Source organism: Parvibaculum sedimenti (assembly GCF_009184905.1).
GTDB lineage: Bacteria > Pseudomonadota > Alphaproteobacteria > Parvibaculales > Parvibaculaceae > Parvibaculum > Parvibaculum sedimenti.
The window spans coordinates 34835-49402 of the sequence record NZ_WESC01000009.1 but is presented as its reverse complement, the minus strand read 5'-3'; the positions used below and the strand labels follow the sequence as shown (position 1 = coordinate 49402).

General features: G+C 62.8%; 12 protein-coding genes and 1 tRNA gene. 3 read left to right on the top strand and 10 right to left on the bottom strand.

The genetic code is table 11. From position 1 onward, the window contains the following. Positions 1-29: 29 nt before the first annotated feature. On the top strand, positions 30-407 hold the full coding sequence (locus tag F2P47_RS11105) for an EthD domain-containing protein (protein WP_152216433.1): 378 nt from the start codon (positions 30-32) through the stop codon (positions 405-407). Positions 408-423: 16 nt separating this feature from the next. Here F2P47_RS11105 and F2P47_RS11100 read toward each other — a convergent pair whose 3' ends face one another. After that, complete coding sequence (locus F2P47_RS11100; RefSeq protein ID WP_185681077.1) at positions 424-1173, bottom strand: tetratricopeptide repeat protein; 750 nt, start codon at positions 1171-1173, stop codon at positions 424-426. A 161-nt stretch (positions 1174-1334) separates the two neighbouring features. On the opposite strand from F2P47_RS11100, the gene F2P47_RS11095 reads away from it, so the two are divergent. Further along, a complete protein-coding gene (locus F2P47_RS11095; protein ID WP_152216431.1) occupies positions 1335-2420 on the top strand; it encodes a Zn-dependent alcohol dehydrogenase in 1086 nt (361 codons plus the stop codon). A gap of 89 nt (positions 2421-2509) precedes the next feature. Here the strand turns inward: F2P47_RS11095 and F2P47_RS11090 are convergent, their stop codons facing one another. The 5 genes from F2P47_RS11090 to F2P47_RS11070 all read right to left on the bottom strand — a co-directional run bounded on the left by F2P47_RS11090 (position 2510) and on the right by F2P47_RS11070 (position 9396). After that, entirely contained in the window at positions 2510-2965 is a 456-nt protein-coding gene (locus F2P47_RS11090) for a hypothetical protein (RefSeq protein ID WP_152216430.1), read from the bottom strand. A 90-nt stretch (positions 2966-3055) separates the two neighbouring features. Beyond that, on the bottom strand, positions 3056-5800 hold the full coding sequence (locus F2P47_RS11085) for a valine--tRNA ligase (protein WP_152216429.1): 2745 nt from the start codon (positions 5798-5800) through the stop codon (positions 3056-3058). A gap of 418 nt (positions 5801-6218) precedes the next feature. Beyond that, the gene (locus tag F2P47_RS11080; protein ID WP_152216428.1) at positions 6219-6995 is read right to left on the bottom strand and encodes a DUF2497 domain-containing protein; all 777 of its coding nucleotides are present in this window, start codon (positions 6993-6995) and stop codon (positions 6219-6221) included. A gap of 117 nt (positions 6996-7112) precedes the next feature. Continuing rightward, positions 7113-8534, bottom strand: a complete 1422-nt coding sequence (locus F2P47_RS11075; protein WP_152216427.1) for a TolC family outer membrane protein — start codon at positions 8532-8534, stop codon at positions 7113-7115. Between the two features lie 196 nt (positions 8535-8730). Further along, positions 8731-9396, bottom strand: coding sequence for a protein-L-isoaspartate O-methyltransferase family protein (locus F2P47_RS11070; RefSeq protein ID WP_152216426.1), 666 nt, complete (start codon positions 9394-9396; stop codon positions 8731-8733). A gap of 240 nt (positions 9397-9636) precedes the next feature. Here F2P47_RS11070 and F2P47_RS11065 point away from each other — a divergent pair. Next, a tRNA-Cys gene (locus tag F2P47_RS11065) sits at positions 9637-9710 on the top strand. Between the two features lie 61 nt (positions 9711-9771). Here F2P47_RS11065 and F2P47_RS11060 read toward each other — a convergent pair. The 4 genes from F2P47_RS11060 to F2P47_RS11045 are packed head-to-tail and all read right to left on the bottom strand — an operon-like array spanning position 9772 to position 14409. Continuing rightward, a complete protein-coding gene (locus tag F2P47_RS11060) occupies positions 9772-11070 on the bottom strand; it encodes an O-antigen ligase family protein (protein ID WP_152216425.1) in 1299 nt (432 codons plus the stop codon). A gap of 11 nt (positions 11071-11081) precedes the next feature. Beyond that, positions 11082-12644 (bottom strand): undecaprenyl-phosphate glucose phosphotransferase, encoded by a 1563-nt coding sequence (locus tag F2P47_RS11055; RefSeq protein ID WP_152216424.1) that lies wholly within the window; start codon positions 12642-12644, stop codon positions 11082-11084. After that, the gene (locus F2P47_RS11050; protein WP_152216423.1) at positions 12641-13843 is read right to left on the bottom strand and encodes a glycosyltransferase; all 1203 of its coding nucleotides are present in this window, start codon (positions 13841-13843) and stop codon (positions 12641-12643) included. Before F2P47_RS11050 ends, F2P47_RS11055 begins: the two co-directional genes overlap by 4 nt. Continuing rightward, entirely contained in the window at positions 13843-14409 is a 567-nt protein-coding gene (locus F2P47_RS11045; RefSeq protein WP_152216422.1) for a polysaccharide biosynthesis/export family protein, read from the bottom strand. The genes F2P47_RS11050 and F2P47_RS11045 overlap by 1 nt, the downstream gene beginning before the upstream one ends. Positions 14410-14568: the final 159 nt, after the last annotated feature.

Genomic DNA, 14568 nt, shown 5'->3' with positions numbered 1-14568 from the left:
GGATGGCGCAACAAAAAAAGGGAGGACCGATGATCAAGCTTACCTTCTGCCTCACGCGCAAGCCGGGGATGAGCCGCGAGGCATTCCAGGATTACTGGTTCAACAACCACGCGCCGCTCGTCGCGAAACATCGCGCGGCGCTGAAAATCAGGCGTTATGTTCAGCTTCACACCGGCGATTTTGCCATGACGGATGCCATCCGCGCGGCCCGGTCGGTCAGCATCGAGGCGGTCCCGGCGATCTATGACGGCGTTGCGCAGCTCTGGTGGGACAATCTCGACGATCTCATGACCGACACGCCGGAGGCGCGGGAAGCAGGCCGTGCGCTTCTCGAGGACGAAGCGAAGTTCATCGACTTTTCGAAATCACCCCTCTGGTTCGGCGAGGAAAAGGTGATCTTCGGCTAGGCGCTTCAGAAGGCGGTCAGCCCTCGTGCTTGGCGAGCCAATCGTCGGCGACCGTCTTCGCCTGCTCCTTCTCTCCGTCGCGCATGCGCCCCGAATATTTCGTCATCGCCGTGTTCACTCGGCCCGCATTGTTGGGCTCGGCGAAGCGGTTGGCGAGATCGAGAAAGGACCATCCCGTAATTCGATCCTGCTGGACGCCCTCGCCGTCGAAATAAATGCGCGCAAGCTCAAGCAAGCTCAGCACATGGCGCTTTTCGGCGGCAAGAATGAGCCAACGCAGGCTTTCCGAACGCTCGATCGGAACGCCGAGGCCCCGGCGATACATGTCCGCAAGGTGATATTGCGCATCGGGCCAGGCCGCGAGCGCGCCCACCTCGAACATCTTGAAGGCCTTCTGATAGTCGCGTTTGACGCCGACCACCGCATTGCCGTTCCGATAGACGAGGCCAACCTTGTCGGCGGCCTGCGCGTTCCCGGCCTGCGCCGCGAGAAGGTAATAATGGAACGCCGTTCCATCGGATTGCGGCACGCCGCGCCCCTGCTCATAGAGACGCGCCACCAGATAGCCGGCCATACCATGGCCGCCCTTCGCGGCCTGCGACCATGAATCGACCGCCGCCGTGATGTCGCCCGCGCGAAAGGCCTCGACGCCCGCATTGAACATTGCGTTGGCCGCCGCCGTCGGCTCGGCATGAACCGTGCCAGCAGCGCCGAGCGTCAGTCCTAGCGAGAGAATGAGGGCGGCAAATTTCTGGCGTCGGGACATCGAGGCAACTCCGGCTACGGGGCCGCCATTCTGGCATAAAGCCCGAGCTTGCAAAGCCCCTCGAAGCGCGACCGCATCGACCATTGACCCGGGCCCGTCCCGCAGGTCACCATTGCCCCATAACAGGCCGGTAAACAGGCCGCTCCGGGAGGTAAATTCAAATGAAGGCTGCCGTTCTACGCGAAACAAGAAAGCCCCTCGTCATCGAGGACGTCCAGATCAACAAGCCGGGCCCGCATGAGGTGCTGATCCGCACCGTCGCCGCGGGCGTCTGCCACTCCGACCTCCATTTCGTCGAGGGCTCCTATCCCTATCCGCTTCCTGCCGTGCTCGGCCATGAATCCGCAGGCATCGTGGAACAGGTCGGCTCCGAGGTTCACACCGTGAAGCCCGGCGACCATGTCATCACCTGCCTTTCGGCCTTTTGCGGCCATTGCGAACATTGCCTCACCGGCCACATGTCGCGTTGCGTGAGCCCGGAGACGAAGCGTCAGGCGGGCGAAGAGCCGCGCCTGATGAAGGATGCGGGGCCGATGAACCAGTTCCTCAACCTCTCCTCCTTCGCCGAATACATGCTCATCCATGAGCATGCCTGCGTGGCGATCCGCAAGGACATGCCGCTCGACCGCGCCGCGCTGATCGGTTGCTCGGTGACGACAGGCGTCGGCGCCGTCATTCACACCTCGAATGTGCGCCCCGGCGAAACCGTCGCCGTCATCGGCTGCGGCGGCGTGGGCCTCGCGGCCATCAACGGTGCGGCAATCGCGGGCGCCGGCCGCATCATCGCCATCGACATGCAGGGCTCGAAGCTCAACCTCGCCAAGGAATTCGGCGCGACCGACGTCGTCAATCCGAAGGATGGCGATGCGGTGAAGCAGGTCATGGACATGACCAATGGCGGCGTCCATCACTCCTTCGAGGCCATCGGCATGAAGCAGACCGCCGAGCAGGCGTTCAGGATGCTCGCGCGCGGCGGCACGGCGAACATCATCGGCATGATTCCGGTCGGCGTGAACATCGAACTTCACGGCGCAGACTTCCTCGGCGAGAAGAGGATTCAGGGCTCGCTCATGGGCTCGAACCGCTTCCCCGTCGACATGCCGCGCCTTGTCGATTTCTACATGGCGGGCAAGCTCAAGCTCGACGACATGATCTCGCGCCGCCTGAAGCTCGAACAGATCAACGAGGCTTTCGACGAGTTAAAGCGCGGCGAACTCGCCCGTTCGGTCATTGTTTTCGATAGCTGAGCGATCTATCACCTCAAACGCAAAGAGGCAGCCCAAAGGGCTGCCTCTTTAGTTTTGCAGTCGGCAGCGCCCAAAATGGGCTCACAGTCCTAATTCGTCAGCGCAACGGCCTTATCGACAATTTTGGACGGCTGTTGTTTTTCAGGCTCGACAGCGGCCGAAGCGCCGTTCTGTGCGAGATTGATGTTCACGGTCGACTCATATTTGTTGTCCGAGCCGCTCGCGGAGTCGATCGCCCAGCCGATGCCACCGCCAAGGATGATATTGCCGACCGTCGCTCCGGCCACGTCGGAATGATTGACGTAGCTCGCCTTTTGATAGCCTTCTTTCGAGCACTCGATCATGATGTCGTATTTGGTCTTGTCGATCTTCAGTGAACCCGGCGTCGGATCGATCTTGCCAAGGCTCTCGCCATGGCGCGTGAACTCACAGGCAGCGCCAGGTGGCGTCGTATTCACGCTGATGCGCTGCGAAGTGCCTTCGACCATAGTCGAGCAACCGGCAAGCACCACCATGGCGCCGCCCATAATCAGGATGCGTTTCATTATTTCCCCCAGTGAACGCCGCGAATGCGGCCAGCCCGGGAAAATGCTAGCTGAATTGAATGATTAATCAACCGCTCAGAGTGCGGAGCTTTACACCGCACCTTCGAGCATCTTCAGCGCGTCCTTGAACTTCGTCCGCGCCGCTTCGGCGTCGGCCTTGCGTTCGCGCTGTTCCTCGACGACGTGCTCTGGCGCGGATGCAACGAATTTCTCGTTTGCGAGCTTTGCCGTCAGCTTCTCGATCTCGCTTTCGAGCTTGCCGATTTCCTTGGCGAGGCGCGCAGTCTCGGCCTTGAGGTCGACGAAGTCGGCGATCGGCAGAAGAACCGTCGCCTCGTCGAGCACGAGCTGGAGTGAGCCTGCGGGCACGGCATCCGTCGTGTCGGCGGAGGCAAGCCGCGCGAGGCGCAGGATGAGGTCCTTGTGACGCGCGAGTCGCTGGAGGTTTTCCTGTGACGCGCCCTTGATGAGCAGCGGAATCTTGGCACCCGCCGGTACGTTCATTTCCGCGCGCACCGAACGAACATCGGAAATGAGACGGATGACCCAGCCCATTTCGGCGTCGGCGTCGGCGTGACGCAGACCCGAAAGGTTCGGCCACTCCGCCATGACGAGCAGGCTCTTGCGCGCCGGGCCCGCCGTCGTCGCCCAAAGCTCTTCGGTCATGAAGGGCATGAAGGGATGGAGGATCAGCAGGATCTGGTCGAGCACCCAGGCCGCCGTCGCACGGGTCTCGGCCTTGGCCGATTCATCCGTACCCAGCAGAAGCGGCTTGATGAATTCCAGATACCAGTCGCAGAAGACGTTCCAGACAAAGCGATAGATGGCGCCTGCTGCCTCATTGTAGCGATAGCCCTCGATCTCTTCGGTGACCTTCGCGGCGGTACGTGCGACTTCGCCGACGATCCACTGGTTGACGGTCTGCGTGACCTTCGCCGGGTCGAAGCCCTCGACACGGGCGCATTCGTTCATCTCGCAGAAGCGCGCGGCGTTCCAGAGCTTGGTGCCGAAATTGCGATAGCCTTCGACGCGGTTCGTCGCGAGCTTGATGTCGCGGCCCTGAGCGGCCATGGCCGCCAGCGTGAAGCGCAGCGCATCCGCGCCGTACTCGTCGATGAGCTTCAGCGGGTCGATGACGTTGCCCTTCGTCTTCGACATCTTCTGGCCCTTCTCGTCGCGAACCAGCGCATGGATATAGACGTCGCGGAACGGCACTTCGTTCATGAAGTGCAGGCCCATCATCATCATGCGGGCGACCCAGAAGAAGATGATGTCGAAACCGGTGACGAGCACATCGGTCTTGTAATAGCGCTTCAGTTCCGGCGTCTCGTCCGGCCAGCCAAGCGTCGAGAAGGGCCAGAGCGCCGAGGAAAACCAGGTGTCGAGCACGTCTTCGTCGCGCTTCAGCTCGACGCGCTTGCCGTAATGCTTTTCCGCGGCCGCATATGCTTCGTCCTCGCTATGGGCGACGAAGATTTCTCCGTCTTCGGCATACCAGGCCGGAATGCGATGGCCCCACCAGAGCTGGCGCGAGATACACCAGGGCTGAATGTTACGCATCCATTCGAAATAGGTCTTTTCCCAGTTTTTCGGAACGAAGGTCGTTTCGCCGCGCTCGACGGCGGCGATGGCGGGCTTGGCAAGCGTCGCCGCATCCACATACCACTGGTCGGTCAGATAGGGCTCGATGACCGTCATCTTCGACTTTTCGTCGTGCGGAACCATGACGGTCTTCGGCTCGATACGGTCGAGAAGTTCCAGCGCCTCGATGTCGGCGACGATCTTCTTGCGCGCGTCGAAGCGATCGAGGCCGCGATAGGCTTCCGGCGCCTCGTCATTGATCTTTCCGTCCGCCGTCAGAATGTTGATCTGCGGCAGCCCATGGCGCTTGCCGACTTCGAAGTCGTTGAAGTCATGCGCGGGCGTGATCTTGACGGCGCCCGAACCTTGCGTCGGGTCAGCATGCTCGTCAAAGACGATCGGAATCTTGCGGCCGACCAGCGGCAGGATGACATGCGCGCCCTTGAGGTGCTTGTAACGCTCGTCTTCCGCATTCACGGCAACGGCGGTATCGCCCAGCATGGTTTCGGGGCGCGTCGTCGCGACGACGATATAGGGGCGATCCTCCCACGCGGTGGGCTTGCCCTCCTCATCGAATTCGCTCGGATAGCGAACCGTCTTGCCATCGGCGAGCGGATAGCGGAAATGCCAGAAGTTGCCCTTCACCTCGATGTTCTCGACTTCGAGGTCGGACACGGCGGTCTGAAGCTTCGGGTCCCAGTTCACCAGCCGCTTGTCGCGGTAGATGAGGCCCTGGGCATGCAGTTCGACAAAGACTTTGGTGACGGCGCGGACCATCTGCTCGTCCGGCGCACCGCGCTCGCCAAGCGTGAAGCGCTCGCGGCTCCAGTCGCAGGAGGCGCCGAGGCGCCGCAACTGGTTGATGATGCTGCCGCCCGATTCGCCCTTCCACTTCCAGACGCGCTCGATGAAAGCCTCGCGGCCCATGTCGCGGCGGCGGACATTGCCCTCACCCTCGAGCTGGCGTTCCACGATCATCTGCGTCGCGATGCCTGCATGGTCGAGGCCCGGCTGCCAGAGCACGTCCTTGCCGCGCATGCGCTCGAAGCGGATCAGCACGTCCTGCAGCGTGTTATTGAGCGCATGGCCCATATGCAGGCTGCCGGTGACGTTCGGCGGCGGGATAACGATGCTATAGGGCTTGGCGCCCGCCGCTACCCGCTCGGGATTGCCCGCCTTGAAGGCTCCGCTCTCTTCCCACTGGCGGTAGAGGCGTTCTTCGACGTCCTTGGGGCTGAATGTTTTCTCGAGCATGGGAATAGGTCCGGGTGGGCAGATCGGCACCGGGCCCTTTCGGGGGCCTCCGGCCGGGGAGATGGGAAACAGAAGCGCGGAATACCGCCGTCTTACAGCACGTGCCGTTCCCGGCCAAGCGCCGTGAACGGGGGCAGCACGTGCCGTTCCCGGCCAAGCGCCGTGAACGGGGGCAGCACGTGCCGTTCCCGGCCAAGCGCCGTGAACGGGGGCAGCACGTGCCGTTCCCGGCCAAGCGCCGTGAACGGGGGCAGCACGTGCCGTTCCCGGCCAAGCGCCGTGAACGGGGGCAGCACGTGCCGTTCCCGGCCAAGCGCCGTGAACGGGGGCAGCACGTGCCGTTCCCGGCCAAGCGCCGAAAGCGGCGGGCCCTTTATCGAGGACCACCGCAAGGCTCGAAGCTCGAAGATAGGCGATCCTAGCGGTGGCCGCGGGCCACACGCTCGATTTCCTCGCGGACCAGCCGTTCGACAAGCGGCGGCAGGTTCTGGTCGAGCCACTGCTTCAGCATGGGTTTCAGTAGGTCGGCCACCAGATCCTCGAGCGTGCGGGAGCCGCCCGCCGAGGTCATGAGCGAATTCGCCAATGCGCCGAAGGCCGCCGAAGCGGCGCCGGCCGCATCGCTGGACAACAGGCCGGACGGTGCGGGCGCCGCGGGCTGCGGGGTAAAGGTCGGAGCGGGGGTCGGTTGCGCGTTCATCACGGGCTCGCCAAAAGTAATGTCTTCGTCGGATTCGTCATAAGCAGGCTCGGGAGCAGGCTCCGGCTCGGGCTCGTAGGCCATGGGCGGAGGCTCGTAAGCCGCCGGAGCGGGCACGGTTGCCGCAGGCGCCGGGACATATTCAGGCTCCGGCTCAGGTTCAAACTCGGCCACCGGCTCGGCTACCGGTTCCGGCTCATAAGCCGGTTCGGGCGTATATGCCGGTTCGGAAAGGGGTGCGCTCGCCTCGATGAGGGGTTCCTCCTCGGGCAACGGCTCGGTCAGTTCGAGCACGTCTTCCTCGAGCTCCTCGTCGAAGCCGAGTTCCTCTTCGAATTCGGGCTCCAGCGGCTCCTCGACAGGAGCCGGCGGCGGCGGAGCGGCCTCTGTGACCTCTTCCGCCTCGTCCTTGCCTGTATCCTCGGAGATGATCCGGCGAATGGAGGCGAGAATCTCCTCCATCGTGGGTTCCTGTGCCGGGCCTTGATTGCTCATACTACGTCCTGTCAGTCCTCGGTCGCGACTTCAACCTACATACCAGACAAAAGCTTAGGAGATGTTGACTTCAAAAGCCAACATTCACCGACCGGGAAACGTAGTTAAAGAGCGTGTTTATTGGCCTTCGTCGCTCGCCGTGCCGAAGCCGATCCACTTGTCGCGCACGTCATCGGCATTCACCTTCGGGTCATAATATTTAACCGGAAGCTGAAGCTGCCGTGCGGTGAGCTGGCCCGTCGCTGCGAGCAGATTGTAGGCAGCCACCACTTCGTCGCGCTCCGCGCTGACGAGAGTGACGCGGGCATTGAGGAGTTCCTGCTCGGCATTCAACACATCGAGCGTGGTCTGCGAACCGACCTGCTCTTCCTGCTTCACGCCTTCGAGCGCGATCTCGTTGGCTTTCACCTGCTCCTGGCTCGAAACGATGTTCGAGCGCGCGGCGTTAAGCTGCTCCCACGCGTCGCGGACAGCCTCGTCCACGAGACGCTGAACCGAGGCGATCTGCATCAGCGCGGCGCTCGCCTGCTCCTTCGCGGCGCGAACCTTGGAATATTCGGACCCGCTCTGATAGAGCGGAATGGTCAGAACGCCCATGATGGAGCTTTCATCGCTCGAACGCACAGCCGTGCTCGACAGCGCGCTGGAAGAAGGATCGCGGGCATACTGGTACTGCGCCTGAACGTCGAAGGTCGGCAGCAACCCGCCCTTGGCGACGGAAACGGCAGACCGGCTCGCGGCTTCGCTCGCGCGGGCGGCCTTGAGATCGGGATTATTGCGTTCGGCATAGGCGCGGGCCTGGTCTTCGCTCTGCGGCAGGTTCGCGGCAGGCGCGGGCTTCGCGAGATCCGCAGGCGCATGGCCGACGATCTTTTCGTAAGACGCGCGGCTGGCGGTCAACTGGGCTTCCGCCTGACGAAGCGAGGTCTTCGATCCGCTGAGGCGAGCCTCCGACTGGGCCACATCCGTGCGCGTCAACTCGCCGACGCGGAAGCGGTCCTGCGTCGCTTCGAGCTGGCGCTTCAGCACCTGCACGTTGCTCTTGTTGAGATCGACGACGCCCTGATCGCGGATAACGTCCATATAGGCGGCGACGGCGTTGAGCAGAGTGGTTTGCTCGGCGCTGAGCAGCGAGTTCTGTCCGGCCTCGACGACATGCTCGGCCTGCGCAGTCGCATTGACCGTGCGTCCGCCCGCAAAGAGATTCTGACTCAGCGTCACGCTACCCGTCAGGGGCCGGGAGTTCGCGCTGAGGCTTGCACCGGCAGGTGTCTTGAGATTGGCGCGGGAGCGGGTCGCGGCGTAGGTGCCCTGCGCCGTCAATGTCGGGCGCCAGCCGGCCAGGGCCTGCGGCACCTGCTCGTCGGTGGCGCGCTGCTGGGCGCGCTGCGCCTGAAGGTCGGGATTGCTCTGATAAGCCGCGGACAGCGCATCCACGAGGTTCTCAGCCGAGGCGACGGGCGCGAGCATCGTTAAAGCCAGCGCACTGACCCCGCCAAGAGCCATGAGCTTCACGGACGCCCCAAAGGATCGTTTCATCGTATTGCCTCTCCGCAAAGCGGGGCCTAGCCCCTCTACGCTTACGCGATTGGTACCTGATCTAGTTCCGGCAAGGTACAGATATGAACGGTTGGGGCCAAGTGTCAGTTAAGCGCATGGCCTTTACTGTCAAATTGCTGTTATCGCTCGCGAATCGGGTTGAACGAGGTGCGACGTCGCCGCCCCGCTTCGCTGGTCAGAAGACGAAGCTTTCCGCGACTTCGAAGCCTGGCAGAGCATGAATTTTTGCATCGAAAGCCATGCGGCTGCTGATCGCGCCATGCGCCCGGATGAATATACGCGCATGAGCAGCGGGGCCGGAGCCGGTGACGACGACGAGGCGGCCGCCATCTTTCAGCTGATCGAAGAGATTCTCTGGCGCCACCGGCGTCGCGCCGCCGAGAAAAATCACGTCATAGGGCGCGCCCTTGGCGTAACCCTCATTCAGGCGGCCGGTTACGACCGTCACGTTGGAAGCGCCAAGTTCCGCGAGCTTCGTCGTGGCGGTGGCGGCAAGCACCTCGTCCACTTCCAGCGCGATCACCGTCCTGGCGAGGCGGGAAAGGACCGCCGAGGAATAGCCCGGGCCTGCACCGATATCGAGGACGTGGTCGCTCTCCTGAACCTCTGCGAGCTGGGCGAGCTTCGCGAAAGCGCGCGGTTGCATCAGGTAGCGCCCGGCACCCTGCCCGTCATCGAGGCTGACATCTTCATCCATATAGGCGACGCCACGGCGGTCGTCGGGAACGAAGAGTTCGCGCGGCACGGAACTCATGGCGGCGATCAGTCGCGCATCGGTCACGGCGTTACAGCGCACCTGGTTCTCGACCATGTTGATGCGGGCGGCAGCGAAATCGGTCATGGGAGGACGTCCTGAGGCGAGATGGGCCGCCGGGGCTGGATAGCCTCCGGACGGAGTCATTGGAGGCGTTTATAAGGCTCCCCGGCTCCAAACTCAATTCGCCTGCGATGAAGGTTTAGCTCTCCTTTATCCTTGCAAGGCAGAATTGGGCCAGGACAGCACGCAAAAGCGGCCCGAATGTGCGGAGAATGTGCATTGTCTGTACGGCGGGGAGTTGCTATACCCCGCCTTGTCTAGGATGGCCACGTGGCGGAGTGGTTACGCGCCGGACTGCAAATCCGTTTACCCCGGTTCGATTCCGGGCGTGGCCTCCAGATACCCCCGTTAGATAGAGATGCCGCTCGGGTCCCCCAAGGTGCGCCGATCCGCAACTCATCAGCCCGTGAAGCCGGCTGCGCCGAGCGGCCCTCGCGCGTCGGCACGCCGCGTCCTCGCGGCCCCTGCCATCTCGCGGGCGAGAATGACGCCCCAGATCATGCCGAAGAGCAGATAGATGTGCCGCCAGTTCTCGATGTCGATGATGAAGGCCTCCGTCATCTGACCCACCGCGCAGGCATAGGCAACGATCAGATATTCCTGCCCCGGGCCTGGCTTGAACGAGGCGAGCCACCCGCGCCGCAGCGTCAGCAGCACAAAGGCAATGAAGGAAAGCCCGGAAAGGAAGCCCCCCGCCACCAGCACATGCAGGTAGACATTGTGCGTGTCGAGCTTGTTGAGCTTCGCCCATTGGTTGGGCCCCAGCCCAAGCGGATTTTCGAGCGTCTTCGCGAAGGCGCGCTTCTGGCTTTCAAAGCGCCCCTGCTCGCCCACGTCATAATCCTGCACCAGCATGGCGCGCTCCTTGAACAGCGCCTGTACCTGAGGCGCCGAGAGCGCGGCGGCGAGCATGCCGACGACAAAAAGCCCCATCAGAACGGCGGAGACGATGAGCCGCATCGACTGCTTTGCCGACTTCGAGGTCGCCAGCGTCAGCCCCAGAAAGATCGCACTCGACAGAACGAGCGAGCCCCATGCGCCGCGGGAAAAGCTCAGAAGCACACCGAACAGCAACACCGCAATGCCGGGCACGAGCAGCAACGCGCGCATGCTTTGCGCCATGCTGAGGCGCTGTGCGAGATAGATCGTCGGAGGAATAAGGAAGGGTCCGAAGACGTTCGGATCGTTGAAAGTGCCGGTGGCGCGGCCCATGGCGAGATAATCGTCGGCATTCGGCATCACGCCGAAATAGGCGGCGACGGCGACAACCGACACGATGACGGCGCCGAGGGCCCATGCGTTGAAGAGCAATGGAAGCCTGCGGCCGGGCTCCTCATAAACATAGGCCGAAAAGAAAATGAAGGCGCAGACCTGATAGGCGCTGACCGTCACCGCATCCTGCACCAGGTCCATGTAGGGCGCCGACACGCCCCCGAGGATGTAGCCGACCAGCACCAGCCCCCAGCAGAGCGCAGGCCAGACAATGCCGCGCGGGAGCTTGAGGCCAAGCAGGAAGAAGAGCCCCATGCAACCGATGAGCGCAAGATCGTAAGGCACGGGCTGGCTCTCGCCCGCTTTGCTCTTCTGGTAAAAGCCCCCGACGACGATGAGGAACAGCAGAGCCTCGCCAGCGCGTTTGCCCCAGAGGCTCGCGGCCGACGCCTTGGGCACATGGGGATCAATGGCGAACCCGTTCATAACCCCACCCGTCAAAACGCGTTCTCGCCGCGCAACATGGAGATGGGCGTTCGCGCGATGATGTAGAGGTCGAGCAGCAGCGACCAGTTCTCGATGTAATAGAGATCATGCTCCGTGCGCCGCAGGATCTTTTCGCGCGTATCAGTTTCGCCGCGCCAGCCATTGATCTGCGCCCAGCCCGTGATCCCGGGCTTCACACGATGACGGGCGAAATAGCCATCGACCACATCGCCGTAAAGCTCGTCGCCCGCCTTGGCGAGGATCGCATGCGGACGAGGGCCGACGATCGACATGTCTCCCTTCAGCGCAGTGATGAACTGCGGCAACTCGTCGAAGCTCGAACGCCGCAGGAAGCGCCCTACTCTGGTTACGCGGTCGTCATTGGCGGTGACGAGGCGCGCTGCATTGGCGTCTGTCTGTTCATGCTTCAGGGTACGGAACTTGTAGACCTCGATCAGCTCGTTGTTGAAGCCGTAGCGGCGCTGCTTGAAGAAGACTGGCCCCTTGCTGTCGAGCTTGATCGCCACAGCGATGAGCAGCAGCAGCGGCGAGAGGAGCATGAGGAAGATCGCCGCCAGAAGGCGATCCTCGACCGTCTTCAGCACATGATCCCAGTCGGACAGTGGCTTGTCGTAAAGATTGAAGAAGGGAACATTTCCCACATAGGAATAGGTCGCGGACGTCATGCGCAACGGCACGTCGAGCGCAGAAAGCCGGATGTCGACAGGCAGAACCCAGAGTTTGCGCATCATTTCGAGGACGCGCCGCTCCGCCGAAAGCGGCAGCGCCATGATGAGCAGGTCGATACGGTTGGAGCGTGCGAAGCGCACAAGCTCGTCCACCGTGCCGAGCATGGGGTAGCCCGCCACCTCGCTCGACACGCGATCGTCGCGCCGATCGTCGAAGACGCCGCAAATCTTGATGTCGGGTTCGGCGGAAGCCTTGAGCGCCTCGATCAGGTGACGTCCATGCTCGCCGCCACCGACAATGACGACACGCCGCTCAAGACGCCCACTCCGCATCCATCGGCGGATCAGGCCCGTCATCACGCCACGCATGACCAGCATCGCGCCGAGGCCGGTGAAATACCAGCCCACGAACCAGACGCGCGAAACCTGATCGCTCATTTTGAACAGAAAGCCGAGCACCAGCAGCGCGGCGGCAACGCCCGTCCACGCCATGACCAGGCGGCTGCCTTGCCGCAGGGGGCGCTGGAGAACGGGAATCCGATAAAGCCCCGCAAGCTGGAAGCTCACAAGGGCAAGCACTGCTCCCGAGAAGATCGTCGGATAATAGATGAACTTCAGAGCGGGCGCGGACTCACGGAGATAGGCATGAAAAAGCAAGATGCCGGCAAGTGCGATGAGCGCGGCGTCCGCAATGCGCACCGAGCCCGAGATGACCGCAGGCGAAATCATCGGGATGATGGCCGAGCGCCGTTCTTCGCCGAGTCCACCCGGATCGCGCACCTGCCCTTCCCGCGCGCCACGGCTATGGCGTAGCGGCCCGGCGCCTGTGGCGGCGATGTCGGATGGCGCGGCATGAATGCCGGTCGGTGTGCCGTCGCCGCTCATGACGAAACACCTTCGCGGAAACGGACGCCGGATGCGTTCGCGGCTTTGCCGGAATTGCACCTCGTCACCGGATCGAGCCGGGTGCGATAAAACTCGGTTACCCCTTCGGCCATCCGCGCGGCGGAAAAGTCGGTGGTCACACGTTGGCGCAAACGCGCTGCAAGCAACCTCATGTCGTCAGGATTGCCGGTGGCATGTGCCAGCGCGGAGGCAAGCGCCGCCGGATCACCCGGCGCGACGAGCCGGGATGCATCCGGGCCGAAGATTTCCGGAACGCCACCAACATGCGCAGCGATGAGCGGCACTCCGGCGGCCGCTGCCTCAAGCGCCACATAGGGCATCGATTCATGATGAGACGGCAGGACGACGACGCGGCCGAGCGCAAAGCCCTCGCGGGCAGGTAGCGGTCCCATGAAGTCGATGCGGACGTTGTGCGGTGCCTTGCGGGCCATGGCTTCAAAGCACTCGCGTTCTGCGCCAGATCCGACGATACGAAGATGCGCAGCGTCCTTCAGGAGGCCCATTGCCTCGATCAGCGTTCCAACGCCTTTCAGGGCGCGAAGTTCGCCGATGAAAACGAAATCGGCGGCGTCCTCCTCCGACGACACGGGCACACTATCGGCTTCCGTCACGCCATTATGGATGACGATAGCGGGCGCGATGGGATCACCCACCTTCTCGAAGAAGGTTCGGAGTCCGAATTCAGATTCGAAGATAAACCCGTCGGTGCGGCCGCGCATGAGGCGTTCGGCCGCGAAAAAGAGTCTACCCTTGAGGCTCTTTGCGTCGAAATGCAATGAGCCTCCATGCGGCGTATAGAAGCGAAATCCGCCCGCGAGGCGCGGCAGCACCCGCACATAGGCGCCGCCCTTGGCGCCATGGCCGTGAATGATTTCGGCGCCGAGCCGTCGTGTATGCTCATAGAGCCGCAACAGGTTTGTCACATCGCCGAGCCCCGGCATCCGGCTCATGGGCATGACATGAATGCCGAGTTCGCACGCGCCAGCCATGTCGCGCAACCGGGCGACCGAGACGGGATCGCGCGGCGCTTCGCCCATGACGATTCCAACCTTGAGCCCCGCCTGGTGCTGACCCTGTGCAAGATCGCAGACATGGCGAAAGAGCCCCCCGAGCGGCGCGCGCATCACATGCACCACCCGCAGGCTTTCCGATGCATTGGACATCGCGCGGCCTGACATCAGAAATAGCGCTCCTCGACCAGGATCGTATCGCCGGGCCGGACAGGCGCGTCGGTGTCGACATCCATCTCGACGAGCTTGTCGCCCCGCTTTCGCGTGATGTGGACCGTGCTCTGGTCGGCGCGATAGGAAAAGCCGCCCGCGATGGCGACCGCGCTCTGCACCGTCATGCCGTTCACGTAAGGGTACTGTCCCGCCTTCTGCACCTCGCCGAGGATGAAGAATGGCCGGAACTCCATGACCTGAACGCTGACGTTGGGATTGCGCAGCAAGGTCTTGCCGAGCGATGCGGCGATGGCTGCCTGAAGCTCGTTGGTGGTCAGTCCTCGCGCCGCAACGGGGGGGATGAGCGGAATGGCGATGTTGCCGCCGCCATCGATAGCGAAGTCTCCGCTCAGATCGGTCTGTCCGAAGACGGTGACACGGAGCTTGTCGCCGCTGTCGAGCAGATAAGGCTCGTTCGCCTCATTGACGGGCCGCTCCGCAACCACACCATGCCCGGCGCAGCCACCGAGAGCTGCGAATCCGAGCCAAAGCACCAGCAAATGAACGCCGCGGCGAGCCATGGCCCTGCGATCCCTAAAATTGTTCGCTTCGCTACACCTTAGGGATCAGTGGTTAATTTTTTGGAAGGAACACCGGTGTTTTGAGGGACTGAATGGAGAGAAGCGGCGGATTTACGCGGCTTTCGGTCGCATCGCAGCCGACGCATTAAAGCTTCCGTT